Source organism: Streptococcus sp. C150 (assembly GCF_000187445.1).
Taxonomy (GTDB): Bacteria; Bacillota; Bacilli; order Lactobacillales; family Streptococcaceae; genus Streptococcus; species Streptococcus raffinosi.
On record NZ_GL698450.1, the window covers coordinates 118,990 to 144,738 of the forward strand.

A 25,749-nucleotide genomic window follows, 5' to 3' on the forward strand; every position below is an offset into this window, starting at 1 on the left:
ACGGTAAGAACTATAGCCGACGCTTTCAAAATAAAGAATTGTTAGCACACATTTTTAGTCATGTGCTTCATCACGTTTTGGAGGCGGGGCTCATTGATCCCTCAGAAATCTTCATCGATGGGACACATATCAAGGCAGCTGCTAATAATCATAAGTACAAAAATGTTGTTGTTGATCAAAAAGCTAAATTCATGAGTGAACAACTGGATGTTGAGATTAATTTAGACAGGAAGAAGTATGCAAAAAAGTTCTTAAAGCCCGCCAAAAAAGGCGAGGCTAAATCTAAGAAACAATCAACGACTGATCCAGATAGTGGTTGGTTTCACAAGGGAGAACACAAGGAAGTCTTCGCTTATAATGCTCAGGTAGCTTGTGATAAACATGGTTGGGCCTTGGCTTATACAGTTGAAGCAGGTAACATCCATGATAGTCAGGCCTTTCCTGCTCTTTTCGCCAAGTTAGAACCCTTCTCCCCTGAATTCATTATTGCGGATTCGGGCTACAAAACACCTAGTATTGCCAAGTTTCTTTTAGAAAAAGAGATTACGCCAGTATTCCCTTACACTAGGCCAAGAGGTAAGAGAGGCTTTCTACGTCCTAAAGACTTTGTCTATGACGAGCATTTTGACTGCTATCTTTGTCCAGAGAACCAGGTATTAACTTACCGTACAACGACACGTGAAGGTTATAGAGAATATAAAAGCGATCCTAAAATTTGTAAGACCTGTCCCTTGTTAGCGATTTGTACTGAAAGTCGCCAGCACCAAAAAGTTGTTGTGCGTCATATTTGGAAAGATGCCTTAGAAATCTGTGAAGATATCCGTCATCAAAGTGGGATGAAGGAACGGTACCAACACCGGAAAGAAACGATAGAACGTTTATTCGGAACAGCTAAAGAATATCATAACTTGCGTTATACCAGAGAAAAAGGAAAGTCCAAAATGGAAGATAAGGTTGGGCTTACTTTGGCATGTCTAAATATCAAAAAATTGGTAAAAATGATGGCAGGAAAGACTTGTTATTTTACCCAAATAACTCAATACTATTGAATTATAGGAGAATTAAGTGTGAATATAAAAAAAGACAAACATCAAAAACGATGTTTGTCTTCATTCTGAAATCAGCCAAACGGCTGATTTTTTTTGATGCTTAACGATAACTTGTAAGTGTTCCTTGTTGCCCTGTGTATGCATAGAAGAGAGGGTAGTGTTCCCAATTTCCTACATAGTTTTCTTTATCTGGGAAGGTCCATTTATCATCTTTTTTGGTTAGTTCGACTGAATAACCATCAAATACATTGGTTCCTTCAGTTTTTGGCGTTGATGGATTGACTTCTTTGATTGAATTAGGCAAGTAAGTTTCCATGTAGTATTGCTTGGTCAATTGGTCAACATTATCAGCATTAGCTCCCTTACCTTGCAGATAGTTTTTAAGCTCATCTGTGAGATTTGGATGGCTAGCAGCATAGGCATCGTCAGCTTCTTTCATACTAATGGTTGACAAATCAAGGTTAAATTCTGCCTTATCCTTAGTGACAATAATATTGTCAACAGTATAATGACCACGCTCACGGTTAGCAGTTTGAACCCAGTCGAAAACTTTTGGAACTTCATCTCCAGTTGGTTTGATATTGCCAGTTCCTTCATAACTGTATTGAAGGTGATCTGAGAAATATTGGCTGAGTTCGCCTTTGGACTTGTCTAAATCGTTAGAGACGAACTTGCTGTAGTCCTTGCTCTTTCCGCCTAGAAGAACAGCACTGAAATACGCATCTACAGCCTTTTTAACATTAGTAGTTGCGTTACTATCAAAGCCTTTTAGGTCGGTAGAAACCGTTTCGCCCTCGGTTTTTTCATCTTTAGATTCAAAGTATAGTTTATAGGTTTGGTTGTTTTTAACTTCGAAGAAGAGGGATGCAGACTTATAGTCGTCTGATTCAACTTTTCCAAAATCATCCGTAGCGTCCTTGACGTCCTTATTCTTCTTAAAGAGAGAAGGTAGGTCACTCTTGTCAAGATTACTTGCTGTGACTTTTTTACCATCTTTATCTTTGAGGTAGAATTGTTTAGCAGATGTTTTCAAATCTTTTTCCATATCTTCAGAAGTATTCTCAAGTTTAAAAGATACTTCAATCAGACTTTGGTTATCCTTAAGTTTGAGGTTGCTTCCTGACATCTGAACGACATCATTAACAGATAACTTGGCATCGAGTTTTGGCTTGGCACATGCTGATAATGTCAAGATGGTTGCTAGAGCAAGTGCCCCAGAGTAAAGATATTTTTTCATAAATAATCTCCCATTTTTTTGTTTAAGTGATATGTCTATTGTAACATGAAAACCCCATCGAGATGATTAGAATTTTGGTTTTCAAACCTTTTCTTATGCTATAATAAGGTTACTATGCAAAAAAATGGAGAATAAAATGACAAAAACACCTTTTATTACGGCAGATAAACTTGAACAGATTACTGCAGAATTTCCAACACCTTTTCATCTTTACGATGAAAAAGGCATTCGTGAAACAGCACGTGCTGTAAATGCAGCCTTTTCATGGAATCCAGGTTTTAAAGAATTCTTTGCTGTCAAGGCAACACCTAATCCAGCAATCCTCAGAATCTTGAAGGAAGAAGGCTGTGGAGTGGACTGTGCAACAGATACAGAGCTTGTCATGAGTAAGAAAATTGGGTTTGATAACACTACGATTAGTTTTACTTCTAATGACACACGTTCTGAAGAATTTGTATATGCTCGTAACATTGATGCGACAATTAACCTTGATGCTTACGAAGATATTTTCTTTTTAGAAGAAGTTGCGGGACTTCCAGAGACCCTTTCTTTGCGTTTTAATCCAGGTGGTGTCTTTTCTCTTGGTACAGACATTATGGACCATCCTGAAGAATCTAAATTTGGGATGACTAAGGAACAACTCTTTAAGGGTTATGCCTACCTCCAAGAAAAAGGGGTTAAATCATTTGGCTTGCACGCCTTTTTAGCATCTAATACCGTCACTAATGAGTACTATCCAACCTTAGCTGCTCAGCTATTTGAATTGGCTGTAGAAATCAAGAACGAATTAGGTGTCAGTCTTGATTTTATTAACTTGTCTGGTGGTGTTGGAGTCGACTATACTCCGGCTAACAAACAAAATGATATTGTAGCTATTGGTGAGGGCGTCCACGCTAAATTTGATGAGATTTTGGTTCCAAATGGTCTAGGTCACATCAGTATTTATACTGAACTTGGTCGCTATATGACAGCACCTCATGGTCTCGTAGTAACTAAAGTTCTTCACATTAAGGACACTTATCGTCGTTATGTAGGTGTCGATGCGTCTGCGGTTAACTTACTCCGTCCAGCTATGTATGATGCCTACCACCACATCACTAATATGACCAATCCCAATGGCGAGATTCAAGTAGTTGATGTGACAGGTTCGCTTTGTGAAAATAATGATAAGTTTGCTAAGAACCGTGAATTGCCAGAAGCTCGTATTGGAGATACTTTGGTTATCCATGACACTGGTGCCCACGGCTTCTCAATGGGTTACAACTATAATGGTCGTCTTCGCTCTGCGGAAATCCTCTATCAAGAAGATGGAACAGCTCGCATGATTCGTCGTACTGAGACCATGAATGATTACTTTGCGACACTTGACGGTTTTGATTTTGAAATCTAACAAAAATAAGCTAGGCCTATAAGGCTCTAGCTTATTTTACTTTAATGATAACAGCTTCAAGAATGATATCTGCTAACTCCTCAGGAGATTCGATACAGTCTTCCTTGAGCCAAAGTGTCAGAATGGTAACAATAGTGCTAACGTAAACTTCCAATGAATACTTGGCTGGGATATGATAGCTTTGTTCCATAAGCTCTGTGACGTTTTCAATATCAGAGTTAAGGATAGTCTCGATAATGAATTCCCGGATCATTCCATTGATGTTGGGAATATGCGTCATTAGTGTGAGACATAGTTTGCGATTGTCTTTAAGATAACGTAGCATCTCAGTGACAACACCTTCTTGGTAAGTCATGTCTTCTTGCAAAATGCTTGAGACGTTATCTAAAATTTTTGAGAAGGTGGTCTCAACCAAATCCTCTTTATTTGAATAGTAGTAGTAGAAGGTTGGTCTGCTAAGATTAGCCTTCTTGATGATGTCTGTGATGCTGATTTGTTCTAGTGAACTCTCTTCTAAGAGTTCAATAAATGCGTTGACAATTTTTCGTTCGGAAATAGTTGCTTCCTTTAGCATAAATAAACCCCTTTATATAAACATAATAATAATTCCACAACCTATATAATAACCTATTTTTTTTCTAGAAATCTTACAAGTCCTTTACAGTTGTAAGTAAAATAAACTGAAACTCTCATTTTACTAGTATTTTAGTCAAAAAATTTTTTGGTGGTTTAGAAACCATCGTCTTATTTGTCAGTAAGTGGCATTTTTGCTATAATAGGAAATAATTAACGTTATAGGAGAATAGAATTTATGAACACCGTCCTTTGGATTATTCTTGTTTTTGTAGCCCTCTTGGCTGGCTTCTACGGAGGCGCCTATTTTGCCCGCAAACAAATGGAGAAAGAGTTAGCTGAAAATCCTCGTTTGAATGTGGACGCTGTTCGTACCATGATGTCTGCAGCAGGACAAAAACCTAATGAGGCAAGGGTACGTCAAACATATAACCAAATTATCAAGCAACAAAAACAAGCACTTGCAAATAGCAAGAAAAAGAAAAAATAATGGTGGGGAGCTGGGACGTGAATCTCAGCTTTTTACATGTAACGTAAGGGGATAAGGAGGCAAGATGGATAATCGACCTATAGGATTTTTGGATTCTGGCGTCGGAGGCCTGACGGTGGTACGTGAGCTTAAACGTCAGTTGCCTCATGAGTCTGTCGTCTATATTGGCGACTCTGCTAGAGCCCCGTATGGTCCAAGACCAGCGGAACAAATCAGGGAGTATACCTGGCAGTTGGTTAGGTTCCTTCTGACTAAAAATGTCAAGATGATTGTTATTGCCTGTAATACGGCAACGGCAGTGGTTTGGGAAGAAATCAAAGAAGCCTTGGATATACCAGTGTTGGGTGTGGTTCTGCCAGGGTCTAGTGCAGCTATTAAGTCTAGTCAGTCTGGCAAAATTGGTGTGATTGGCACCCCTATGACGATTGCCTCTAACATCTATGAACAAAAAATCAAACGTTTGGCACCACAGATGGCTGTTTTAAGTTTGCCTTGTCCTCGCTTTGCCCCCATTGTTGAATCCAATGAGATTAAATCAAGTGTGGCTAAAAAGATTGTCTACGAAAGCATGGCGCCCTTAGTCGGTAAGGTAGATACCTTGGTCTTGGGTTGTACCCATTACCCACTATTACGCCCTATTATCCAAAATGTCATGGGACCAAGTGTCAAGTTAATTGATAGCGGTGCTGAGACTGTTCGTGATGTATCTGTTTTGCTCAATTATTTTGAGATTAATCGTAGTCGTGAAGTTGAAGATAAGACAGAAGAATATTACACCACAGCCAGTGTGCGAGGTTTTAAAGAAATTGCGGATCAATGGCTAGGTGAAGCCGTTACTGTTCAGCACGTAGATCTGGACAAGGAGTTAGAAAATGACTAAATCAATTTTTGAATATAAAGATGAGCAAGACTGGTACTTGGCTAGTTTTGGCAGTTACAATCAGTTGACCTGTTTTGGTGGCGATGAAGCTTATGAACAGTATGTTGATTTTTTCCAGGGATTGACAAATGCACTTGCTGTTAGTGGTTTCCAGTTGCATATTGTTAAGCACTCATCAGATCTTCGCTTGGTGTCTTTTATCTTAGACAGTTTGAAGGAGATTACTGGTCGCAATTTGGCTGTTACACAACATCAAGGTGCCTTACTCGTCAGTGAAGGTGAAAAACTTGTCTATGTCCATGTGCCTAAAGAAGGAGTCGCTTTGGAAGATTTCTTTGGTTCTAAGAGTCAGTCCGCATTTGGCGACCTTTTGTTGATTGCAACACGTAATGAAGGAAAAACTAAGGAGTTTCGTAAACTTTTTGGAAAACTCGGTATTACGGTAGAAAATCTTAATGATTATCCAGACCTACCTGAAGTTGCTGAAACAGGCACAACCTTTGAGGAAAACGCTCGTTTGAAGGCAGAAACGATTTCTGAGTTAACTGGTAAAATGGTGCTTTCAGATGATTCAGGATTGAAGGTTGATATTCTTGGGGGCTTGCCTGGAGTTTGGTCTGCTCGATTTGCGGGTCCTGATGCGACCGATGCTGAGAATAATGCTAAGTTATTACATGAGCTCGCTATGGTGCTTGATGATGATAAACGCTCAGCTCAGTTCCATACAACCTTAGTGGTTGCAGCCCCTGGACGTGATAGTCTAGTTGTTGAGGCAGACTGGGAGGGCTACATTGGTCGAGAACCAAAAGGTGACAATGGCTTCGGTTATGACCCTCTCTTTTTAGTAGGTGAGACAGGTAAGACGGCAGCAGAGCTTTCGTCAGAAGAAAAAAATGAACAGTCGCATCGTGGTCAGGCTGTTAAGAAACTTATGGAGGTTTTTCCAGCATGGCAGAACAATCAATAATTGTAATGAGCGACTCTCATGGAGATCGTGATATTGTAGAAGATATTAAGAAGCGTTACCAAGGTAAAGTAGACGCTATTTTCCATAATGGGGATTCTGAGTTAGAATCAAGTGACCCGGTTTGGGACGGTATTTATGTGGTTCGTGGGAACTGTGATTATGACTCAGGTTATCCAGAACGCTTGGTGGTTAAACTTGGTGATGTGATTATTGCTCAAACGCATGGTCATCTTTACGGTATCAATTTCACATGGGATAAGTTAGATCTTTGGGCACAACAAGAGGACGCTGATATTTGTCTTTATGGGCATTTGCATGCAGCAACAGCTTGGCGAAACGGTAAAACAGTATTTATCAATCCAGGATCTGTTTCGCAGCCACGAGGGCCTATCAATGTTAAGCTTTATGCTAAGGTGCTTATAGACAATGCTAAGATTCGTGTGGAGTATTACACACGTGATCATGAGCTTTATCCAGAACTGACACAGGAATTTGAACGATGATTGCTAAAGAATTTGAAGATTTTTTATTGGCTCATTTGGATAATTATTTGATTCCGTCAGATCAGCTTGCCATTTTTATTGATAGCCATAAGGCTAATCATGTGGTTTTGCTTTTGACAAGTAACGGGTATTCTCGTGTTCCAGTTTTGACCAAAGATAAACACTATCTTGGAACGATTTCTTTGACAGATATAAAACGTTATCAAGAAGAACACAACTTGCAAGAGTGGGAAATGGTTAACCGTGATATTAGACCGATGACATCAGACGTTATGGAAACAGTGGAAGATAATGCTAGTCTGAATGAGGTCATGCATAAGTTGGTCAATAATCCTTTTCTTCCAGTCGTTGATAGCCAAGGTATTTTCAAAGGAATTATTACACGAAAATCGATTCTCAAGGCAGTCAATAGCCTTTTACATGACTTTACACATGACTATATCATCCTTCCAAAAACAACTGGCAACTCAGATCACTGAGTTTCTGAGTACCAAGACTATCTCTGATAGTTCAAGGCAGGCCTATGCTTATGACCTTAAACAGTTTGCCAACTTAATCTCTGGACAAATTGATGCAACTAACCTCAAGGTTTATGAAAACCAATTGAAGGATTGGAAACCTTCGGTACAAAAGCGTAAGCGGTCCGCAGTTAATCAATTTTTGCGATACCTCTATCAAAAGGGTGACTTATCTGAATTTTTAACACTTTCAGAAATAGCAAGGGTGTCTACTCAAGAAGAGGAGCTAGAGAGACTGGAGCTTTTAGCGCTTTATGAAGGGCAGGAGGGACCCGGTAAACTAGCTTGTCTGTTTATTCTAGAGTTAGGACTCCTACCTTCTGAATTTTTGGAGCTAGACTGGGCTGATATTGACTTGGCATTTGGTATTGTAACTGTGGCCAAGGGAAGCACTAAGCGTGTTCTCAGACTAGATGGCGCTTTGAAGCAATCCTTGTTGATGATTCAGAATGAGAATAGTCAGGGATTACTTCTGGGTAAGCCCTTCACTCGTCAATGGTTGTATAAGCAAATTCAGACTTATGTTACTGCATGTGGATTACCTGGGGTCACCGCACAGATTTTGCGACAGCAGTTTATTCTTAGACAGATTGAAAAGGGAACGGGCGCCTTTGAACTGGCTCGTTTGCTAGGGCTAAAAAGTCCAGTGACCTTGGAGAAATACTACAAGACCTAATGGATATTAAGTTAAAAGATTTTGAGGGGCCACTGGATTTGTTGCTCCACCTGGTTTCTAAATATGAAGTAGACATTTACGATGTTCCCATTGTTGATGTCATTGAGCAATATTTGGCTTATCTGGCAACCTTGCAGGCAATGAAGCTCGAGGTTGCTGGTGAATATATGCTCATGGCCAGTCAACTCATGCTAATTAAGAGTCGCAAGCTTTTGCCGACAGTTATAGAGTCTGAGCCCGAAGCGGATGATCCGGAGCTTGAGCTCTTGAGTCAATTGGAAGAGTATGCTCGCTTTAAGACGGCTAGTCAAGAGCTTGCCAAACAACATGAAGAGCGAGCCCAATATTTTTCAAAGCCAAAGGTTGAATTGGTTTATGAAGACGTGTCCCTTAATCAGGACAAGACTATTCAAGATATTTTCTTGGCTTTTTCAAAGATTATGGCGGAAAAGCAGGAGGAGATTCGTCGAAATCACACGACCATTGTGCGTGATGATTATAAGATTGAAGACATGATGTTGGTCATTGAGGAGGCCTTTAGTGCTAAAAATGAGTTGATTCTAGCAGATCTTTTCACAGATGCTAAGGATATGAACCAAGTGATTACCCTCTTTTTAGCAACCCTTGAATTGATTAAGGTACATCGCATTTCGGTACAGCAGGAAACCATTTTTGGAACAATCACACTAAGAAAGGAATGGACGAATGAGTAGCCACTTAGCACGATTAGAAGCCCTACTTTTTGTGGCTGGTGAAGATGGACTCAGTCTACGTACTATGGCACAGCTTTTGGAAATGCCAGTTACGGGACTTACTCAGTCCTTGGAAAAATTGCAGGCAAAGTATGAGGCAGATGAGGATTCAGCTCTTTGTTTATTGGAGTCCTCAAATACCTACAAGCTAGTGACTAAGGCAGACTTTGCAAGTCTTCTTCGTGAGTACTCAAAAACGCCAATTAACCAAAGTCTCTCTCGAGCGAGCCTTGAAGTTCTTTCTATAATTGCTTATAAACAGCCTATTACTCGTGCTGAGGTTGATGCTATTCGGGGTGTTAATTCCAGTGGCGCCATTACTAAGCTTCAGGCTTTCGATTTGGTACGAGAAGCTGGTAAAAAAGATGCTGTTGGTCGCCCTAACCTTTATGCGACGACGGATTATTTTCTAGACTATATGGGAATAAACAGTTTGGATGAATTGGTGGCTATCGACCAACTAGAACTCGAGGATCAGGAAACCAGTCTCTTTAAGGAAGAAGATTTGGAAGAACATGTGGATTTCGATAATCAAGCTTGAGAGTTGGTTAAGTTTGATTACCAAAAGCTAAAGGAACATAGCAGAGATGCTAGGTAGAAAGGATACAGCGCAAAAGCTGTAGAAAAAGAATGCGTATTAATAAATATATTGCCCACGCTGGTGTGGCTAGTCGTCGTAAGGCCGAGGAACTCATAAAAGAAGGTCGTGTGACCCTAAATGGCAAGACAGTTACGGAATTGGCAACAATTGTCAAAAACGGTGATACTGTTGAAGTCAATGGCAGTCCTATTTACAATGAGGAGAAAGTTTACTATCTTCTGAACAAACCACGTGGGGTCATCTCTTCAGTATCTGATGAAAAGGATCGTAAGACGGTTATTGATCTTATGCCTCATGTTAAGGAACGTATTTATCCAGTCGGTCGCCTTGACTGGGATACGACGGGCCTTCTTATCTTGACTAATGATGGTGACTTTACTGATAAAATGATTCACCCACGTAATGAGATTGACAAGGTTTATTTGGCGCGTGTGAAAGGCATTGCGACCAAGGAAAATCTTCGTCCTTTAACTCGTGGTGTGGTGATTGACGGTAAGAAAACCAAGCCAGCACGTTACAATATTGTTAAGGTTGATCATGAAAAGAACCGTTCAGTTGTTGAATTAACCATTCATGAAGGCCGTAACCACCAGGTTAAGAAAATGTTTGAGTCAGTGGGCTTGCTTGTTGATAAGTTGTCACGTACCCGTTTTGGGACTCTTGATTTGACAGGCCTTCGTCCAGGTGAATCACGTCGTCTTAATAAAAAAGAAATCAGTCAGCTTCATAACGCTGCTGTTAACAAGGTTAAATGATAAAGAGGTTTCTGATTGTTCTGGTTAGGGCCTATCAGAGATGGATTTCTCCCCTCTTTCCACCGTCTTGTCGCTTTCGTCCAACCTGTTCGGTTTACATGATTCAAGCCATTGAAAAACATGGTTTAAAAGGTGTTCTTATGGGTATTGCTCGTATCTTACGATGTCACCCCTTTTCAGAAACTGGAGAGGATCCGGTTCCAGATTATTTTAGCCTAAAACGTCATAAAACTCCTTTGGATAAGTAATCCAAAGGAGTTCTTGTATGCTTAAATTTTTGACCAAGTTTTTGGTAGGAATAGGAGCAATACAGGATAAATTTCCAAGCGTCCAGCAATCATAGCAAATCCCATGATAAGCTTAGACAAAGGACTAAAAATAGCGAAGCTATCACTGGTTCCTAGTAATGGTCCAATGTTGTTGAAGGTTGAAGCAGCAGCGCTTGTCACGACTAAAAGATTTTGATTATCCAATGACAGAAGGGTTACTAGACCTAGCATAATAAATACATATACAGCTAAGTATTTAAGGACACTATGTTGTGTTTCTTTATCAAGAACGCTTCCATTAATGTGAAGGGAAAGGATTCTGTTAGGATAAAGACTTGCTAGGGTTTGATTACGAGCAATTTTAGCAATAATCATTGCACGGATAACCTTGAAACCACCAGCCGTAGAACCTGCTGATCCCCCGATAAACATCAAGGTGAGCAGGAGATACTGAGAAAATAGAGGCCAATTGGTAATATCTGTTAGACCAAAACCAGTGGTTGTGATGATGGTTGACACTTCAAAGAATGAATATTTAAACGAATCAGCCAAATTGTGGTAGATACCAAAAATATTGAGGACGATTAAACCTGTTGAGATTGCAACAATCGCAAAATAAGTACGTAATTCTTCATCTTGGAAGAAGAATTTGACTTTGCGCAGCAAAATATAGAAATAAAGGTTGAAGTTAACCCCAAAGAGAAGGGTACCAACTGTAACCACATAGGTAATTAAGTCGCTATGATAGTGAGCGATAGAGTCATTGTAGACTGCAAAGCCACCGGTACCAGCACCTCCCATAGCAATGATAATACTATCAAAGAGTGGCATACCACAAATCCATAGAATCATAGCAAAAATCACAAACATGACCAGATAGATGATGTACAGAATCTGAGCTGTATTTTTCAGCTTGGCAACAACCTTACCAAAGACTGGGCCAGGGACCTCTGCACGCATAACCTCATGGTGACCATTTTTACTGTTGTTCATGATAGCTAATGCAAAAACCAATACCCCCATCCCTCCAATTAAGTGGGCGAAGCTTCGCCAGAAGAGAAGAGAGTGTGTCAGGACCCCAGTGTCAGTGAGAATTGTAGCTCCTGTGGTTGTGAAACCTGAGCTCATTTCGAAGAAAGCATCGATAACACTTGGGATTTGCCCAGCGAAAACAAATGGCAAGCCTCCAAAGAAGGACCAAAGTACCCAACAGAGGGCTACAATGAGCATTCCTTCTTTTGTGTAAATATGGTAATTTTTTGGTTTAAAGAGAGAGCCAATACCACCAAGGAGGAGAAGTATCCCCATCGTCCCCAAAATACTAGCAAATACCTTAGCATCCTCATGGTAAATAAGGGCAACGATAAGTGGTACAACTAAGAGACCAGCTTCAATAAGCAGAAGTTTTGAAATAAGAAAACGGACAATAGATCTATTCATGGCAGCTTACCTCTTTAACAAGTCGTAAATGTGAGTCACGTTTTGCAAGAGGGTAACGACCACGATTTTATCACCATAAGCCAGTCTATCCTCACCAGTAGGGAAAATCGCTTTTCCATTACGGATGATAGCGGCGATAAGAACACCGTTAGCGAAATCAATGTCAGAAAGCTTCATACCGGCAATTTGGTTATTTTCCTTGATTTGAAATTGCAAGGTTTCGATGCGACCATTTGCCACATGGTGAAGAGCATCAAGACTAGAATCTTTGGCATTATAGCGTCCACGGACAAAGTGCATGACAGTATCGACGGCAATACTCTTTGGTGTGACAATTGTTGAAGTCTCACGTGTATCGATAATCTCTAAAAGACTGGTACGGTTAACCTTGGTAATGTTTTTATGAATACCAAGACTCTCAAGGAACATAGAGGTAATGATGTTTTCTTCGTCTACCCCAGTGAGCGTAGCTACCGCATCATAACTAGCAGCACTTTCCTCAAGAAGAAGGTCTTTGGCCGTACCATCTCCCAGAATGACAGAAACTTCTGGGAAGACCTGACTAAAAGTTTGTGCTCGATCCATTTTCTGCTCAATCAATTTGACCTTAATACGAGTGTTTTTCAAGATATTGAGCAAATAGTAGGAGATACGTCCAGCACCAATTAACATAAGATTTTTAATGCTTTTTGATTTGATGTAGCTGTGGAAAAGTGCCATGTCAACACGTTTCCCGGTTACATAGATCTTATCGCCAACTTGAATGGTGGCATTCCCATCTGGAATGATGAGTTCATTTTTACGATCAATCGTACAAACCAAAATGTTACTAAATTTCTTCCGGAATTGTTCAAGAGTCATGCCAGATAATTGACTGTTTTCGGTGACTTTAAAGGCCATAAGAATGACACGCCCATTAGCAAAAGTCTCGACCGATAAAGCATTCGGAAATTCAACTGTATTGGCGATATACCGAGCTGCTAGCAGTTCAGGGTTAACTACCGCTGAGAATCCAAGGAAGTTTTTGTCTTTGAAATAAGCATTGGAATATTCTGGGTTACGAACACGAACGATGGTTTCTTTAGCCCCCATTTGTTTGGCCAGAACCGCTGAAATCATGTTTACTTCATCTTTGTCAGTCATTGCAATAAAAACATCACAATTATTGACCTCGGCTTGTTCTAAAATTTTGAAGTTGGCGCCATTACCGGCAAAGCCCATAATATCGTAGCGCTTGATGAGGCGTTTAAGGACCTCTTCCTTCTGTTCAATTAAAATAACATCGTGCTTCTCTTCGACAAGAGAACGACAGAGTGCGGCACCGACTTTACCGGCACCTACGACAATAATACGCATGAGTTACCTCCAAATAATCACTTCTATGATACTCTATTTTGGCTGAAAAATCATCCTTTTCAGGCCTTTATAAGTGATTCCTATGAAAATTAGATGACAAGATCATAAATAATAATTTTTTTCTGTCAATAGTATTGACTTTTATAACAATAGTGCTAAAATAGTTTTTAAAGATTCGTTATTTTAAATCTAACCTGTCATGATTTAAGCTAATGAACGTCCACAACCATGTCGTCTGCTGAGCTTGACTCCGGGCGACATGGTATTTTTTATGTCTAGGAGAATTGCTATGTCACGTAATCACATTGTCTTGTTTGAGCCTCGTATCCCACAAAACACAGGGAATATTGCCCGTACCTGTGCAGCGACCAATAGCCCTCTTCATATTATTCGACCAATGGGTTTTCCGATTGATGACAAGAAAATGAAACGTGCAGGCTTAGACTACTGGGATAAGCTTGACATCACTTATTATGACAATTTGGCAGATTTCATGTCTAAAAATCAGCAAGGACGTTTACATTTAGTTACGAAGTTTGCGGATAAAACTTATTCTGATGAGGTCTATGACGATGGCAAGGACCACTACTTTATGTTTGGACGTGAAGATACGGGTCTACCCGAGGAATTTATGCGTGAGCATGCTGAAAAAGCTATCCGTATTCCGATGAATGATGAACATGTCCGTAGTCTTAATGTATCAAATACGGTTTGCATGATTGTTTATGAAGCACTGCGTCAGCAGCAGTTCAAGGGGTTGGAATTGAGTCACCATTATCAGCATGACAAATTAAAATAAACAGTCTTATCTCCATACCAAGAGTCTATAGTTAATGGTTATCAATAGATTAGAAATCCATAATTCCAAAACCTTGTCACCAAGGTTTTTTTATGTTACTCTTAAAAGGTCTTCAGGGCAGGGTGAAACTCCCGACCGGTGGTGATTCTATAATCTACTGTTAGGACCTAATTGAAAGAGATTCTCTAGATGGCTTGTCAGCTTTTGGAGGATTTTAGACATTAATGGTATTGATAGTAATCTTAGATAAGTCCGCGAGCGCAAGCTGATGAGGTGTGATTCCTCAACCGACAGTACAGTCTGGATGGAAGAAGACCAGTCTTTTTGCGTAGGCTTTTTTGGCATAGGCAAATCCATTGGGAACTTCTTTCAAATTGTTCAAATTTGGAGGAATTTTTTTATGACAAACACACGTAAATTGGCTTATATCGCCATTTTATCCGCAATTTCATTCTTGTTGCTTTATTTTTCATTTCCATTGATTCCGGCAGCAGATTTTTTGAAGGTTGATTTTTCAATCCTTCCTGTTATGATTGCCTTAGTCATCTTTGATTTTAAGAGTGCTATTGGCGTTCTCTTGTTGCGTTCATTGCTGAAGCTTTTGCTAAACAATGGGGGTCCAGGTTCAATAATTGGACTTCCTATGAATTTTATTGCTTTAGGATTCTTTGTTTGGGGACTTAGCTATTTCTGGAAGAAAAACCAAACAAGTAAGAATTTTATTCTTGGTTCAGTTGTAGGAACACTAGCTCTTACACTTGCCATGGTTGTCCTCAACTACATTTATGCAGTACCACTCTATGCTAAATTTGCTAATTTCGATATTGGACAATTCATAGGACTTTATAAATACCTTTTTACTATGGTTGTACCTTTTAATTTGCTTCAAGGTTTGATTTTTGCAGTAGTCTTTGCTCTGATTTATGCTCCGCTTAAGTCAATTCTAGTAAAATTATAAAAATTCTAGTAAAATTATAAATATGAAACACAAACAAATACATTATATTTATACTTCTTTTACCCTCTTACTATTTGTTGCTCTCGGTTACATGGTCAAGTTCTACCCTGAAGCCTTGACAGGATTTGATAGCAGCATCCAGACCTGGGTTCGAGGAGATTTGCCAACAGGACTGACGCATTTTTTTAAGGCGGTTACGGTCCTTGGGAACACACCTGTTCAGGCCATTATTGCAATTGTAGCGGTAATTTGGCTTTATTTAAACCAGTACAAATCTGAAGCTATCTTTGTGGGAACCAGTGGCGTTCTCGCTAGTATCATGATTGTAAGTCTGAAATATATTTACCAACGTCTACGTCCATCAATTACGCATTTGGTCCATGCTGGTGGTTATTCTTTTCCTAGTGGCCACTCCCTGGGAACCTTTATGATTCTTGGTGCAATTGCTATTGTCCTTGCCCAGCGTCTGGCTAAAAAAGGAGCAAAAGTAGTCATTTATATTGTTACGGGGCTTCTAATTGCGCTCGTCGGACTTTCCCGTATTTACGTAGGGGTTCACTATCCTACAGATGTTTTGGCCGGTTTTACCTTGGCATTTGGTTTACTGAATGCTATTTACCCGACTTACGACCGTATTCGCTTTGAATGGCGGTTCCAAAGTAAACAGAAATAGCATCAAGAGGTTGGAACAGATGTTTCCAACCTTTGACTCATTATTAAGGCAACGATACAGGTCCGTATTTCTTAAAGATCATATGAATTATCGATACATTAAAAAATACTAACTATATGTCAATTACATTACAATTGTGATATAATAGCCTTAAGCTTTTGAATTGAATAAAGGAGATTTTATTGAGTATTAAGAACAGTATCGGATTAAGAATAAAAACTGAGCGTGAAAGTCAACAGATGTCACGTGAAGTACTCTGTTTAGATGGTAAGGAGTTGACCGTTCGCCAGTTAATTCGTATTGAAAAAGGAGAGTCTCTCCCTTCTTTGGATAAATTATCCTACATAGCAAAACGTCTGGGGAAAAGCATGGCTGACTTATTGGATCATGACAGGATTGAAATTCCTGACACTTACTATGAGATGAAAAATCGTTTAATAAAGTTCCCAACGTACGGAGATAAGGAGAGAATTAAACAGAAGTTGGATCTTATTGAAGATGTGTATGATCAATTCTTTGATATTCTTCCAGAAGAGGAACTATTGACTCTAGATATTCTCGAAAATATATTGAGTTTTACCAGTTGGGAGGAGAGACCTAAAGTCGAAGAAATCTATGAAGATTTGTTTGAACAAGTCAAAAGAAAGAAGAAGTTTTCAACTAATGATTTGTTAGTTATTGATTATTATTTCTATCATCTTTATGGGAGAAAGCAGTATGATAAAAAGATTTTTGACAGAATAGCAGGTAGAGTATTAAAGCAAAACATCCCAACGGATGATGCTTATAATATTGCCTTATTTAATGATTTGATGGCTATAGCTGCTTTAAAGATTTCTCATGAGTCCTTCTCAGATTTCTTAACAGTAATAGATAAACTTTTAGCTGTCATAGAAAAATCACAGTTTCATAGTTACAAACCAGGTGTCTATATTTTAGAAGCTAAGTATGAGCTTATACATAATGGGAACAAGAAAAAAGCTGCTGAAAACTATGATAAGGCTATAATGTTTGCGTCGGTTTTAGAAGATTCCGTTTTGGAAGAAAAGACTCGAGCAGAGAAAGCGGCAGATGGTTTGTAAACAACTGAGTAGTGACATTTATGTCACTACTTTTTTTATAGTTAAACGTTTATCATATAGTTAATAAAAATATTAAGGAGTTTAATTTTGAAAAACTTAAGAAAATTTTTAGTATTACTTATTGCAGCAGCACCATTCTTCATTATTTATTATTAAATAGGAGTCACCATGTCAAAATATCCATATATTTCTCAGGTTGATCAGCGTGATTGTGGTGTAGCTGCCTTGGCCATGATTCTTAAAAACTATGGTTCATCTTATAGTTTGGCTTATTTGAGGGAGTTGGCTCAGACTTCTCGTGAAGGCACTTCTGCGCTTGGCTTGGTTGAAGCAGCCAAGCAGTTGGGTCTTGAAACGCAAGCTATTCGTGCGGATTTAGACTTGTTTAAACAAGAAAATCTATCTTATCCTTTTATTGCACATGTGGTAAAGGATGGTGGTCTTCAACATTATTATACGGTGTTTGGTCAAGCCAAGGGTCAGGTCGTCGTCGGTGATCCAGATCCTAGCAAGAAGGTCATTAAAATGTCACTTGAGGAGTTTGCTAAGGAATGGACAGGGGTTACTCTATTTTTCGAACCAGGAGAAACCTACATTAAATATAAGGAAGAGGTACCTGGTCTCTTTTCATTCCTACCAATTTTATTTTGTCGTAAGGGATTGATAGCAATCATTGTCTTGCTGAGTTTCCTAGTGACGCTTGTTAATATTATTGGTTCTTATTATTTGCAATCTATTATTGACCGCTTGATTCCTCAAGAAGACTATGCTCTTCTGACCATGATTTCTCTAGGCCTGTGTATCGCTTATCTAGCTCAACAAGTTTTTACTTTCTTCAAAGAATATCTATTGCATCGATTGGGTAATTACTTGTCCATTGCGGTCATCCTTCCTTATATCAAGCATGTGCTTTCTTTGCCCATTAGTTTCTTTAGTTCACGTCGTACTGGGGAAATCACGTCACGTTTTGGAGACGCCAATACCATTATCGATGCCCTGGCTTCAACTATTTTATCGATTTTCTTAGATGTGACCATTGTGATGACTCTAGCTGTGGCTCTCATTTTACAAAACCCTTCGCTTTTTGCGATGACTTTAACTGTAGTACCTCTCTATGTTTTGATTATTCTAGCTTTCTATAAGCTTTTTGAGAAGGAAAATTATCAGTTGATGGAGGCAAACAGTCAAGTCAATACCGCCGTTATTGATGATTTGAGAGGCATTGAAACGCTAAAATCTTTAAGAGTTGAAGAGAGACGTTATCGAGAAATTGAGGTGAAATTCCATGACTACTTGAAGAAGTCCTTGTCTAAGGCCAAGTGGCAATTAACACAAGATGGTTTAAAGACTGGGGTTCAGCTAGTTTCCAATGTCTTTATCCTCTGGTATGGAGCGCAATTGGTCATGGAGGGACAGCTATCTGCTGGTCAGTTGATTACCTATAATATGTTGCTGAATTATTTTACAACTCCTTTAATTAATATTATCAATCTCCAATCCAAAATTCAGCAGGCCAAGGTAGCCAATAATCGTCTTCAGGAAGTTTATGTTGTGGATAAGGAAGAAAAGGGAAAACTCAAGGATTTATCCTTTAAGCAATTAACTCTCAGAGGTGTTAGCCATCGTTTCAGTTATCAGCAAGAGACTCTTAGTGATGTTGATTTGACCATTAACAAGGGTGAGAAGATTGCTCTCATGGGGCAGAGTGGGTCTGGAAAAACAACTTTGGCTAAAATTTTGTCGGGCTATTATACAAGGTCTGCTGGACATGTTTGTCTGGATAAAAGTGCCATTAGCCATGCAGAGTTACGTCAATTGGTGACCTATGTCCCCCAGCAAACCTATGTGTTTACGGGAACCATTTTAGAAAATCTGCTATTAGGATTTGAAGGAGAAGTTGATGAGAGAAAACTTCTTAAAGTTTGCCAACAAGCTGATATCTTAGACGATATTCAAAAAATGCCACTAGGCTTTCAGACCCAAGTATCTGAAGATGGAGGCCTCTCTGGTGGTCAAAAACAGAGGTTAGCGATAGCAAGGGCTCTCTTGTCTAAACAACCTATCTTGATTTTTGATGAAGCGACAAGCGGTCTAGATAGTGATACAGAGAACAGGGTGTTGACTAATCTTGCTAAAATGAAACGAACAGTGATTTTCATTGCTCACCGAGCCAGTGTCCGTCAGCATGTTAGTCGCATAGTAACCATGACTAACGGACAGGTCGAAGGAGATAGTCCTATTTTCAATCCGTTTCAGTTTATTTAAAAAATTTCCTTACTTATATGAAAAAAACTTAAGAAGTCTAACATTTCACATCTTGCACCTATAAAGTTTCTATAGTATACTGTTAACATCATACTAAGAGGTGTAAACATGTTAGAGGCATATAAAAATTTTTGGTTAGGCTATCTCGATTTTTATGGTCGTACAAAACGATCAGACTATTGGTGGGTAGTCTTGATTAATGGCGTTATCGGTAGCTTGATTTTCCTACTGATGGACTTACTTGGTCAAACAAAAGCTGCTGGCTTTACGTTGACGGCTTTCATTTTATTCATAGCAGCAACGGCACTTCCTACGATTGCAATTCAGATTCGTCGTCTACGTGATGCTGATTTTAATGTTGCTTGGATAGTTTTAAAGGCAACTCCTTTAACGGTAGCTCTCTGGGTAATGTACGCCTTCCCAACAAGAAATTCAAAATAACTCCAATGAAAAAAAGGGGTGAGACTAGGAAATCTAGTTTCACTCCTTTTTCTTATAAAATAAAGCTACCTAAGAGGCTAACGAGGGTAAAGCTGATAGTCGCATAAAAGATGGCTAGACGAGTTGTTTGAATGGGTTTATAAAGTCTAATAAGCGTAAGAATACACCAAACGAAGAGCACGGTCACAAACCATCCTGACAGTAAGCGACGTGGTGTAATGCCATAAAGTGCAATATAGACCCCAAAGAGTTTCCAACCAGCGATAAGGGCAAAGAGGCTAGTAAAAGTAAAGAGTAGAGTACTAATCCAACGGAGTCCTTTGTGGTTAAAGATATTTTCTTTTGAGTAAAGATAGAGTCCCACTAAGACACCAAAATTCAGAATAGAAACGCGAACCAATTGCCAGAAGCCCTGAACAGCCATATGTGAGGCTTGGTGGGCTGGGATATTGACTTGGTTGAGAGAAAGGAGTTCTCCCATTTGACTTGTGGCAGTGAGTAAAAATAGGGCATAAGTGAAGCAGAGACTTCCAATCACAATATAAGCTGCCAGTTTTGGGAAAAGACGGGTCTTTTTGAGACTAGTTTCAAGTTGAGTTTGACTGAGTGGCTTATCCTTGGCTAAATAGACTGCAGCCAGTTGGGCAAAAAGTCCCAAAGCTAGAGGAATACTTGAAAGCAAACGGAAGATGATTAGGCCACTGTTTTCGAAGTGAATGTTGAAGTTAAACAAAGTAGCAAGTGTCTGGAAAACTTGTTTCCAAAGTTGTCCGAAAGCAGGTAATACCTGACTGAGCTGGCTGGCAGCAAATACAGTAAGTATCAAGGCTACAAAAATACTAACTAAAATCATCCCCTTGTGGAGCTGGCGGTTGTGTCGCTCTTCTGTAGAAAGTTCTTGCTTAGGTCTTGTTTTATAGGGGAGTGTAAAAACTCCAAGGAAAAAATATTTCAGAGGAAAGAGGCAGCTAGTGTAGATGAGGTCTATCCAAACCATAATTCCCAGTCTATCCTGGCTACTTTGTCCAGTTCGTGCCATTAAATAAAGTAAAAAACTGGCATGAAGGCAGAGCATTTGAGCACTTTCCCAACTGTCGTGTAGTCCCCAAAGACTTATTTGCAGACCTTGTAGGAGGCTAGTAGTCATAAATATTCCTGATTCAAGACGCATTCCTCTCTTTTCTTTTCCTGCCAGTAAACGACAGCCAAGTTCGACAGTCATTATGAGTACAATTATTGCCGGTAAGGCGAAAGAAAAATTGGTAAGGTAAGTAACATAGAGGAAGCAGGCGACAAGTAAACCGATAATCAAGCTCTTGAGTTTCCAGATGTCTCTTGGTGAAAGATGTTTCAAGAGTTTTTTTGTTTTGGTTTGCAGACTTTCCTCTTCGTAGGGATACTCCTGAGAGACTACCTGTAAATCGGTGTTGTAGTTATTTGTTTCCATCATAATTCTCCTTTAGATTTTAAATCCAAAGAAGACTTTATCATAAAAAATGAAGATAATTGTTACGCAACCGTAAAATTACTAAAAATAGGTCTATGGACTTAGGACTAGAGAAGGAGAGAGAAATAAAACGCCACCATAAAAATTTTTCTCACACGAGATGATAGAATTTGGCTGATGATTGGCAGTATCTTTCTCATTCGAAAAAAGTGTTTGCCTAATTTATAAATGGTTTATCCACTTTCAACCGAAATAGTACAAGGAATCATTTTACTTGATGGTCAAATGATGGTCAAAAGTGACGCTATTTTTTGACATTTTATGTGAGATTGAGGCCTACAGTGATGTTGCAAAAATTCTGAAAATTCGTTGACATGTGTTGTCAAAGTAGTATGATATTAACATAAAAAAATTTTAGGAGGTTCTTATGTTAGGTGTCATCCTACTCTATGTTGGCATGGTTTTAATGAGTAATGGATTTCATCGCTTGGAAGGGATTCCCGACAAATCAAATGTTGTCATGAATATCTTTACAGGTGGTTTGGGATTGATTCTCAATATTATTGTCATTGCTTATGGGGCCTGCACAGGAAAAGGTGCTGACTGGTTTTATGGTAGTGCCACAGGTCTTTTGTTTGCTTTTACCTATCTTTATTCAGCTATCAATACGATTTTTGATTTTGATCAACGTTTGTACGGCTGGTTTAGTTTATTTGTGGCAATTAATACGATACCAGCAGGGATTCTTTGCTTAACATCTGGATATGGTGGTAATGCTTGGTATGGTATTATTTGGTTCTTGTGGGGCATTCTATGGCTAACTGCCTTTATTGAAATTAACCTTAAGAAGAATCTAGGGAAATTTGTTCCTTACCTAGCTATTTTTGAAGGAATTGTAACAGCTTGGATTCCAGGGCTTTTGATGCTTTGGGGCAAGTGGTAAGCATTGATTTAAGGAGGAAAAACGATGCAATTGACAATGCGTGAGCAGGAAAAAATGATGATTAGTCTTGCGGCTATGATTGCTCAACGACGTAAAGATAAAGGGATCAAATTGAATCACCCAGAAGCAGTCGCTTTGATTACAGATTATGTACTTGAGGGTGCAAGAGAAGGTAAGACGGTTGCTCAATTGATGGATGAAGCTCGTAATCTCTTAACACGTGAAGATGTTATGGAGGGAATTGCGGAAATGATTCCAATGATTCAAGTTGAAGCTACTTTTACAGACAGTACAAAATTGGTTACTGTTCATGATCCTATTCAGTAAGGAGAAAATGTAATGATTCCAGGTGAATACCATGTGGCGAGTGAGCCAATTGATTATAATGGTGGTTATGAGGCCATTAGTCTTGAAGTGAAAAATGTGGGTGACCGTGCTGCCCAAGTAGGGTCTCACTATCATTTTTACGAAGCAAATGAAGCTGGTCTTCAATTTGACCGTGAGAAAGCACGAGGCAAACGTCTAGATATTCCAGCAGGTACAGCCATTCGTTTCGAACCAGGTGAAACGAAAACAGTGCAACTTATTGACTTTGGAGGCAAACGTCGTATTTTTGGTTTCAATAACAAAGTCAATGGTTTCTTAGACTAGAAAGAGGGCAGATAGATGAGTTTTAAAATGGATCGTAAAGAATATGCTCAACACTATGGACCAACTGTAGGAGATAGCGTACGTCTTGGAGATACCAATCTTTTTGCAGCCATTGAAAAAGACTTCACAGTATATGGACAGGAGTCTAAGTTCGGTGGTGGTAAAGTTTTGCGTGATGGTATGGGTGTCAGTGCTACGGAAACACGTGAAAATCCATCGGTTGTGGACACGATTATTACAGGTGCTACCATCATTGACTATACAGGTATCATTAAAGCGGATATCGGTATTCGTGATGGTAAGATTGTTGCTATCGGTCGTGGTGGTAATCCAGATACAATGGACAATGTGGACTTTGTTGTGGGTGCTAGTACAGAAGCCATTGCAGCAGAAGGTTTAATTGTGACTGCTGGTGGTATTGACCTTCACGTACACTATATTTCTGCTGACCTTCCTGAATTCGGTTTGGATAATGGAATCACAACCCTCTTTGGTGGTGGTACTGGTCCTGCTGACGGAAGTAATGCAACAACATGTACGCCAGGTAAATTCCACATTACTCGTATGTTGCAAGCTGTGGACGATATGCCTGCTAACTTTGGTTTCCTCGCTAAAGGTGTTGGTTCTGAAACTGAAGTGGTTGAAGAACAAATCAAGGCAGGTGCAGCAGGTATTAAGACACACGAAGACTGGGGTGCAACTTACGCAGGAATTGATAATTCTCTTAAAGTTGCGGATAAATATGATGTTTCCTTTGCGGTCCACACTGACTCATTGAATGAGGGTGGATTCATGGAAAACACTCTTGAGTCTTTCCAAGGTCGTACCGTTCACACCTTCCACACCGAAGGTTCAGGTGGTGGACACGCTCCAGATATCATGGTTTTTGCTGGTAAAGAAAATATTTTGCCATCATCAACAAACCCAACTAATCCATACACGACAAATGCTATTGGTGAATTGTTGGATATGGTTATGGTTTGTCACCACTTGGATCCAAAAATTCCAGAAGATGTTTCCTTTGCGGAATCACGTGTTCGTAAGCAAACTGTTGCTGCAGAAGATGTTCTTCACGATATGGGTGCCCTTAGTATCATGACTTCTGATGCCATGGCAATGGGACGTGTCGGTGAGGTTGCTATGCGTTGTTGGCAACTAGCTGATAAAATGAAGGCTCAACGTGGTCCACTTGAAGGGGATTCAGAGTTTAACGACAATAACCGTATCAAACGTTATGTGGCTAAATATACTATTAATCCTGCTATCACTAATGGTATTGCAGACTATATTGGTTCTGTAGAAGTTGGTAAATTTGCGGACCTCGTTATCTGGGAACCAGCTCAATTTGGTGCAAAACCTAAATTGGTGCTTAAGGGTGGTATGTTAACTTACGGTGTTATGGGTGACGCTGGTTCAAGTCTTCCAACACCTCAACCTCGTATAATGCGTAAATTATATGGTGCTTATGGTCAAGCGGTTCACCAAACAAATCTTACATTTGTTTCTCAATATGCCTATGATCACGGTATCAAGGAAGAAATTGGTTTGAATAAGATAGTTCTTCCGGTTAAGAATACACGTAACTTGACTAAGCGTGATATGAAACTTAATGATTACGCTCCAAAAACAATCCGTATTGACCCACAGACCTTTGATGTCTTTATTGATGATGAATTAGTTACTTGTGAACCAATCCATACGACATCATTGTCTCAACGCTATTTCTTGTTCTAAGAAAGAGTGTCATATAAATGAGGCTGGAATTTTTCCTCCAACCTCTTTTGTATTTTATGGCGAAAACGTTTTTAGTGCTTTCTTAAAGCGCTAAATGACTTTGATGCAGTTTTTAAATGTAATAGAAAAGGAAAAAGTATGATTTTTACAAAAGTAGATGCTCTTGTTAAAGATATTGATGTTGATAAATATCATATTGAAACAGTCATTCTTTCAAGTGATGATCTTAATAAAAAAATTATTCGTGTGAAAAGCGACCACGGCAATGAATTTGGTATTCGTCTTGATAAGGGGCAAAAATTGCAAAATGGCTCTGCCTTTTTCATTGATGACCATCATGTTTTGGCGATTGGTGTTGAATCACAGGATTTGATTGTCATTTCTCCTAAAGATATGGATGAAATGGGAATTACAGCTCACATACTTGGAAATACTCATAAACCAATTGAGGTGAAAGATGCCAAGATTTATTTGGAAGTTGACCCTGTTGTAGAGCAAGTATTGACTCAAAAAGACATTGCCTACACGATTGAGGAAGTGGTCCTTGACAAACCCCTTCGTCACGTGAATTTGACTGCCCATGAACATTAATCCTTTTGCTAACGTGTCTTTGCGAGACTATCTTGAAATTGTTCAAATTGTTGATTCAACCTTTCCAATTGGATCATTTAACCACTCTTTTGGGATGGAAAATTATCTGCGTGAAGACACTGTAACAGATGATAAGGGCTATGAGGAATGGCAAGAGGCTTATTTAGATAGCCAATTTAAGTATGGTGAAGGACTTGTGATTAAGCTAGTCTATGATGCCATGGCTTCTGATGATTTGGCTCAAGTTTGGCAATATGATAAGACTTTGACTGTTTCGACGCAAGCACGTGAAACCAGACAAGGAACGAAGATGATTGCTAAGCAAATGTTGCGCCTGATTCAAAGGCTACATGCTATTCCAGTATTGGATGACTATCAGTCCAAAATACGTAAGGGTGAGGTTTATGGCAATCCTGCTATTGTCTTTGCGCTTTATGTCTTCAACAAGGGGGTTGGTTGCAGTGAGGCCATAGCCCTTTATGGCTATAGCATTATCTCGACTATGGTTCAAAATGCTGTTCGTGCCATTCCCCTTGGACAATTTGCTGGACAAGAGATCGTTTTACGTAGCTTTTCACAATTAGAACACATAACACAAGCCATTCAAGAGCTGGATGCGTCCTACCTTGGGGCCAATACACCTGGTCTTGAATTAGCTCAGATGAAACATGAAACTCAGGTGTTCCGCCTATTCATGTCTTAAAATATC

28 protein-coding genes, 1 pseudogene and 1 riboswitch are annotated in these 25,749 nt (G+C 39.4%); of the genes and pseudogenes, 24 read left to right on the forward strand and 5 right to left on the reverse strand.

Going from position 1 to position 25,749, the window contains the following annotated elements:
* Positions 1-1,146 (forward strand): annotated as a pseudogene (locus HMPREF0848_RS07915) (IS1182 family transposase); the annotation flags it as partial.
* Positions 1,147-1,149: 3 nt separating this feature from the next.
* Here the strand turns inward: HMPREF0848_RS07915 and HMPREF0848_RS07920 are convergent.
* On the reverse strand, positions 1,150-2,286 hold the full coding sequence (locus tag HMPREF0848_RS07920) for a DUF5105 domain-containing protein (protein WP_008535814.1): 1,137 nt from the start codon (positions 2,284-2,286) through the stop codon (positions 1,150-1,152).
* 136 nt (positions 2,287-2,422) lie between these two features.
* On the opposite strand from HMPREF0848_RS07920, the gene HMPREF0848_RS07925 reads away from it, so the two are divergent.
* Positions 2,423-3,676, forward strand: a complete 1,254-nt coding sequence (locus tag HMPREF0848_RS07925; RefSeq protein WP_037609354.1) for a diaminopimelate decarboxylase — start codon at positions 2,423-2,425, stop codon at positions 3,674-3,676.
* A 31-nt stretch (positions 3,677-3,707) separates the two neighbouring features.
* Here HMPREF0848_RS07925 and HMPREF0848_RS07930 read toward each other — a convergent pair whose 3' ends face one another.
* The gene (locus tag HMPREF0848_RS07930; RefSeq protein ID WP_004183717.1) at positions 3,708-4,250 is read right to left on the reverse strand and encodes a TetR/AcrR family transcriptional regulator; all 543 of its coding nucleotides are present in this window, start codon (positions 4,248-4,250) and stop codon (positions 3,708-3,710) included.
* A gap of 237 nt (positions 4,251-4,487) precedes the next feature.
* Between HMPREF0848_RS07930 and HMPREF0848_RS07935 the strand changes: the two genes are divergently transcribed.
* The 10 genes from HMPREF0848_RS07935 (at position 4,488) to yidD (ending at position 10,639) form a co-directional block, all read left to right on the forward strand.
* Positions 4,488-4,739, forward strand: coding sequence for a YneF family protein (locus HMPREF0848_RS07935; RefSeq protein WP_008535824.1), 252 nt, complete (start codon positions 4,488-4,490; stop codon positions 4,737-4,739).
* A 64-nt stretch (positions 4,740-4,803) separates the two neighbouring features.
* Entirely contained in the window at positions 4,804-5,619 is an 816-nt protein-coding gene (gene racE, locus HMPREF0848_RS07940) for a glutamate racemase (protein WP_008535826.1), read from the forward strand.
* A complete protein-coding gene (locus tag HMPREF0848_RS07945; protein ID WP_008535827.1) occupies positions 5,612-6,586 on the forward strand; it encodes a nucleoside-triphosphate diphosphatase in 975 nt (324 codons plus the stop codon). Before racE ends, HMPREF0848_RS07945 begins: the two co-directional genes overlap by 8 nt.
* Positions 6,568-7,089 carry a metallophosphoesterase gene (locus HMPREF0848_RS07950; protein ID WP_004183713.1) on the forward strand — a complete coding sequence of 174 codons (522 nt, stop codon included), beginning with the start codon at positions 6,568-6,570 and terminating at the stop codon, positions 7,087-7,089. The genes HMPREF0848_RS07945 and HMPREF0848_RS07950 overlap by 19 nt, the downstream gene beginning before the upstream one ends.
* The gene (cbpB, locus tag HMPREF0848_RS07955) at positions 7,086-7,568 is read left to right on the forward strand and encodes a cyclic-di-AMP-binding protein CbpB (RefSeq protein WP_008535828.1); all 483 of its coding nucleotides are present in this window, start codon (positions 7,086-7,088) and stop codon (positions 7,566-7,568) included. Before HMPREF0848_RS07950 ends, cbpB begins: the two co-directional genes overlap by 4 nt.
* The gene (gene xerD / locus HMPREF0848_RS07960) at positions 7,522-8,283 is read left to right on the forward strand and encodes a site-specific tyrosine recombinase XerD (protein ID WP_008535829.1); all 762 of its coding nucleotides are present in this window, start codon (positions 7,522-7,524) and stop codon (positions 8,281-8,283) included. Before cbpB ends, xerD begins: the two co-directional genes overlap by 47 nt.
* Positions 8,283-8,996 carry a segregation/condensation protein A gene (locus HMPREF0848_RS07965; protein ID WP_008535830.1) on the forward strand — a complete coding sequence of 238 codons (714 nt, stop codon included), beginning with the start codon at positions 8,283-8,285 and terminating at the stop codon, positions 8,994-8,996. The genes xerD and HMPREF0848_RS07965 overlap by 1 nt, the downstream gene beginning before the upstream one ends.
* Positions 8,989-9,576 (forward strand): SMC-Scp complex subunit ScpB, encoded by a 588-nt coding sequence (gene scpB / locus HMPREF0848_RS07970; RefSeq protein WP_004183708.1) that lies wholly within the window; start codon positions 8,989-8,991, stop codon positions 9,574-9,576. Before HMPREF0848_RS07965 ends, scpB begins: the two co-directional genes overlap by 8 nt.
* Before the next feature lie 89 nt (positions 9,577-9,665).
* Positions 9,666-10,391: a pseudouridine synthase gene (locus HMPREF0848_RS07975; RefSeq protein WP_008535833.1), complete on the forward strand. Its 726-nt coding sequence runs from the start codon at positions 9,666-9,668 to the stop codon at positions 10,389-10,391.
* The gene (yidD, locus tag HMPREF0848_RS07980) at positions 10,388-10,639 is read left to right on the forward strand and encodes a membrane protein insertion efficiency factor YidD (RefSeq protein ID WP_008535835.1); all 252 of its coding nucleotides are present in this window, start codon (positions 10,388-10,390) and stop codon (positions 10,637-10,639) included. The genes HMPREF0848_RS07975 and yidD overlap by 4 nt, the downstream gene beginning before the upstream one ends.
* A gap of 21 nt (positions 10,640-10,660) precedes the next feature.
* Here the strand turns inward: yidD and HMPREF0848_RS07985 are convergent, their stop codons facing one another.
* Both HMPREF0848_RS07985 and trkA read right to left on the reverse strand, forming a co-directional pair.
* Positions 10,661-12,100: a TrkH family potassium uptake protein gene (locus HMPREF0848_RS07985; protein WP_008535836.1), complete on the reverse strand. Its 1,440-nt coding sequence runs from the start codon at positions 12,098-12,100 to the stop codon at positions 10,661-10,663.
* 6 nt (positions 12,101-12,106) lie between these two features.
* Complete coding sequence (gene trkA / locus HMPREF0848_RS07990; protein ID WP_008535837.1) at positions 12,107-13,456, reverse strand: Trk system potassium transporter TrkA; 1,350 nt, start codon at positions 13,454-13,456, stop codon at positions 12,107-12,109.
* A gap of 289 nt (positions 13,457-13,745) precedes the next feature.
* Between trkA and HMPREF0848_RS07995 the strand changes: the two genes are divergently transcribed.
* The 6 genes from HMPREF0848_RS07995 (at position 13,746) to HMPREF0848_RS08020 (ending at position 19,674) form a co-directional block, all read left to right on the forward strand.
* On the forward strand, positions 13,746-14,255 hold the full coding sequence (locus tag HMPREF0848_RS07995) for a tRNA (cytidine(34)-2'-O)-methyltransferase (RefSeq protein ID WP_050788006.1): 510 nt from the start codon (positions 13,746-13,748) through the stop codon (positions 14,253-14,255).
* A 104-nt stretch (positions 14,256-14,359) separates the two neighbouring features.
* Positions 14,360-14,575: riboswitch (FMN riboswitch) on the forward strand.
* 80 nt (positions 14,576-14,655) lie between these two features.
* Complete coding sequence (locus HMPREF0848_RS08000; RefSeq protein WP_008535840.1) at positions 14,656-15,213, forward strand: ECF transporter S component; 558 nt, start codon at positions 14,656-14,658, stop codon at positions 15,211-15,213.
* 22 nt (positions 15,214-15,235) lie between these two features.
* The gene (locus HMPREF0848_RS08005; protein WP_008535842.1) at positions 15,236-15,886 is read left to right on the forward strand and encodes a phosphatase PAP2 family protein; all 651 of its coding nucleotides are present in this window, start codon (positions 15,236-15,238) and stop codon (positions 15,884-15,886) included.
* Between the two features lie 182 nt (positions 15,887-16,068).
* A complete protein-coding gene (locus tag HMPREF0848_RS08010) occupies positions 16,069-16,968 on the forward strand; it encodes a helix-turn-helix domain-containing protein (protein WP_008535844.1) in 900 nt (299 codons plus the stop codon).
* Positions 16,969-17,136: 168 nt separating this feature from the next.
* Positions 17,137-19,233: a peptide cleavage/export ABC transporter gene (locus HMPREF0848_RS08015; RefSeq protein ID WP_008535846.1), complete on the forward strand. Its 2,097-nt coding sequence runs from the start codon at positions 17,137-17,139 to the stop codon at positions 19,231-19,233.
* Positions 19,234-19,341: 108 nt separating this feature from the next.
* The gene (locus HMPREF0848_RS08020) at positions 19,342-19,674 is read left to right on the forward strand and encodes a DUF805 domain-containing protein (protein ID WP_008535848.1); all 333 of its coding nucleotides are present in this window, start codon (positions 19,342-19,344) and stop codon (positions 19,672-19,674) included.
* 52 nt (positions 19,675-19,726) lie between these two features.
* Here HMPREF0848_RS08020 and HMPREF0848_RS08025 read toward each other — a convergent pair whose 3' ends face one another.
* A complete protein-coding gene (locus HMPREF0848_RS08025) occupies positions 19,727-21,121 on the reverse strand; it encodes a DUF4153 domain-containing protein (RefSeq protein WP_008535849.1) in 1,395 nt (464 codons plus the stop codon).
* 427 nt (positions 21,122-21,548) lie between these two features.
* Here HMPREF0848_RS08025 and HMPREF0848_RS08030 point away from each other — a divergent pair, with 427 nt between their 5' ends.
* The 6 genes from HMPREF0848_RS08030 to HMPREF0848_RS08055 all read left to right on the forward strand — a co-directional run bounded on the left by HMPREF0848_RS08030 (position 21,549) and on the right by HMPREF0848_RS08055 (position 25,743).
* Positions 21,549-22,064 (forward strand): AmiS/UreI family transporter, encoded by a 516-nt coding sequence (locus tag HMPREF0848_RS08030; RefSeq protein WP_002889220.1) that lies wholly within the window; start codon positions 21,549-21,551, stop codon positions 22,062-22,064.
* A 24-nt stretch (positions 22,065-22,088) separates the two neighbouring features.
* Positions 22,089-22,391 (forward strand): urease subunit gamma, encoded by a 303-nt coding sequence (locus HMPREF0848_RS08035; RefSeq protein ID WP_002886558.1) that lies wholly within the window; start codon positions 22,089-22,091, stop codon positions 22,389-22,391.
* 12 nt (positions 22,392-22,403) lie between these two features.
* Entirely contained in the window at positions 22,404-22,715 is a 312-nt protein-coding gene (locus HMPREF0848_RS08040; protein ID WP_002886559.1) for an urease subunit beta, read from the forward strand.
* 15 nt (positions 22,716-22,730) lie between these two features.
* Positions 22,731-24,449: an urease subunit alpha gene (gene ureC / locus HMPREF0848_RS08045; RefSeq protein ID WP_002889219.1), complete on the forward strand. Its 1,719-nt coding sequence runs from the start codon at positions 22,731-22,733 to the stop codon at positions 24,447-24,449.
* 138 nt (positions 24,450-24,587) lie between these two features.
* Positions 24,588-25,040 carry an urease accessory protein UreE gene (gene ureE, locus HMPREF0848_RS08050; protein ID WP_008535851.1) on the forward strand — a complete coding sequence of 151 codons (453 nt, stop codon included), beginning with the start codon at positions 24,588-24,590 and terminating at the stop codon, positions 25,038-25,040.
* Entirely contained in the window at positions 25,030-25,743 is a 714-nt protein-coding gene (locus tag HMPREF0848_RS08055; RefSeq protein WP_008535852.1) for an urease accessory protein UreF, read from the forward strand. Before ureE ends, HMPREF0848_RS08055 begins: the two co-directional genes overlap by 11 nt.
* Positions 25,744-25,749 lie beyond the last annotated feature (6 nt).

Bases quoted from the DNA above. Each gene is read 5' to 3' on its own strand.
- HMPREF0848_RS08005 (WP_008535842.1), top strand. From the start codon at position 15,236: ATGAAACACAAACAAATACATTATATTTATACTTCTTTTACCCTCTTA.
- HMPREF0848_RS08025 (WP_008535849.1), bottom strand. From the start codon at position 21,121: ATGGAAACAAATAACTACAACACCGATTTACAGGTAGTCTCTCAGGAG.
- cbpB (WP_008535828.1), top strand. From the start codon at position 7,086: ATGATTGCTAAAGAATTTGAAGATTTTTTATTGGCTCATTTGGATAAT.
- HMPREF0848_RS08000 (WP_008535840.1), top strand. From the start codon at position 14,656: ATGACAAACACACGTAAATTGGCTTATATCGCCATTTTATCCGCAATT.
- HMPREF0848_RS08030 (WP_002889220.1), top strand. From the start codon at position 21,549: ATGTTAGGTGTCATCCTACTCTATGTTGGCATGGTTTTAATGAGTAAT.
- trkA (WP_008535837.1), bottom strand. From the start codon at position 13,456: ATGCGTATTATTGTCGTAGGTGCCGGTAAAGTCGGTGCCGCACTCTGT.
- HMPREF0848_RS08035 (WP_002886558.1), top strand. From the start codon at position 22,089: ATGCAATTGACAATGCGTGAGCAGGAAAAAATGATGATTAGTCTTGCG.
- racE (WP_008535826.1), top strand. From the start codon at position 4,804: ATGGATAATCGACCTATAGGATTTTTGGATTCTGGCGTCGGAGGCCTG.
- HMPREF0848_RS07945 (WP_008535827.1), top strand. From the start codon at position 5,612: ATGACTAAATCAATTTTTGAATATAAAGATGAGCAAGACTGGTACTTG.
- HMPREF0848_RS07930 (WP_004183717.1), bottom strand. From the start codon at position 4,250: ATGCTAAAGGAAGCAACTATTTCCGAACGAAAAATTGTCAACGCATTT.
- HMPREF0848_RS08040 (WP_002886559.1), top strand. From the start codon at position 22,404: ATGATTCCAGGTGAATACCATGTGGCGAGTGAGCCAATTGATTATAAT.
- HMPREF0848_RS08015 (WP_008535846.1), top strand. From the start codon at position 17,137: ATGTCAAAATATCCATATATTTCTCAGGTTGATCAGCGTGATTGTGGT.
- HMPREF0848_RS07925 (WP_037609354.1), top strand. From the start codon at position 2,423: ATGACAAAAACACCTTTTATTACGGCAGATAAACTTGAACAGATTACT.
- xerD (WP_008535829.1), top strand. From the start codon at position 7,522: ATGACTATATCATCCTTCCAAAAACAACTGGCAACTCAGATCACTGAG.
- yidD (WP_008535835.1), top strand. From the start codon at position 10,388: ATGATAAAGAGGTTTCTGATTGTTCTGGTTAGGGCCTATCAGAGATGG.
- ureE (WP_008535851.1), top strand. From the start codon at position 24,588: ATGATTTTTACAAAAGTAGATGCTCTTGTTAAAGATATTGATGTTGAT.
- HMPREF0848_RS07965 (WP_008535830.1), top strand. From the start codon at position 8,283: ATGGATATTAAGTTAAAAGATTTTGAGGGGCCACTGGATTTGTTGCTC.
- HMPREF0848_RS07935 (WP_008535824.1), top strand. From the start codon at position 4,488: ATGAACACCGTCCTTTGGATTATTCTTGTTTTTGTAGCCCTCTTGGCT.
- HMPREF0848_RS08020 (WP_008535848.1), top strand. From the start codon at position 19,342: ATGTTAGAGGCATATAAAAATTTTTGGTTAGGCTATCTCGATTTTTAT.
- HMPREF0848_RS08055 (WP_008535852.1), top strand. From the start codon at position 25,030: ATGAACATTAATCCTTTTGCTAACGTGTCTTTGCGAGACTATCTTGAA.
- HMPREF0848_RS07995 (WP_050788006.1), top strand. From the start codon at position 13,746: ATGTCACGTAATCACATTGTCTTGTTTGAGCCTCGTATCCCACAAAAC.
- scpB (WP_004183708.1), top strand. From the start codon at position 8,989: ATGAGTAGCCACTTAGCACGATTAGAAGCCCTACTTTTTGTGGCTGGT.
- HMPREF0848_RS07920 (WP_008535814.1), bottom strand. From the start codon at position 2,286: ATGAAAAAATATCTTTACTCTGGGGCACTTGCTCTAGCAACCATCTTG.
- HMPREF0848_RS07985 (WP_008535836.1), bottom strand. From the start codon at position 12,100: ATGAATAGATCTATTGTCCGTTTTCTTATTTCAAAACTTCTGCTTATT.
- ureC (WP_002889219.1), top strand. From the start codon at position 22,731: ATGAGTTTTAAAATGGATCGTAAAGAATATGCTCAACACTATGGACCA.
- HMPREF0848_RS07975 (WP_008535833.1), top strand. From the start codon at position 9,666: ATGCGTATTAATAAATATATTGCCCACGCTGGTGTGGCTAGTCGTCGT.
- HMPREF0848_RS07950 (WP_004183713.1), top strand. From the start codon at position 6,568: ATGGCAGAACAATCAATAATTGTAATGAGCGACTCTCATGGAGATCGT.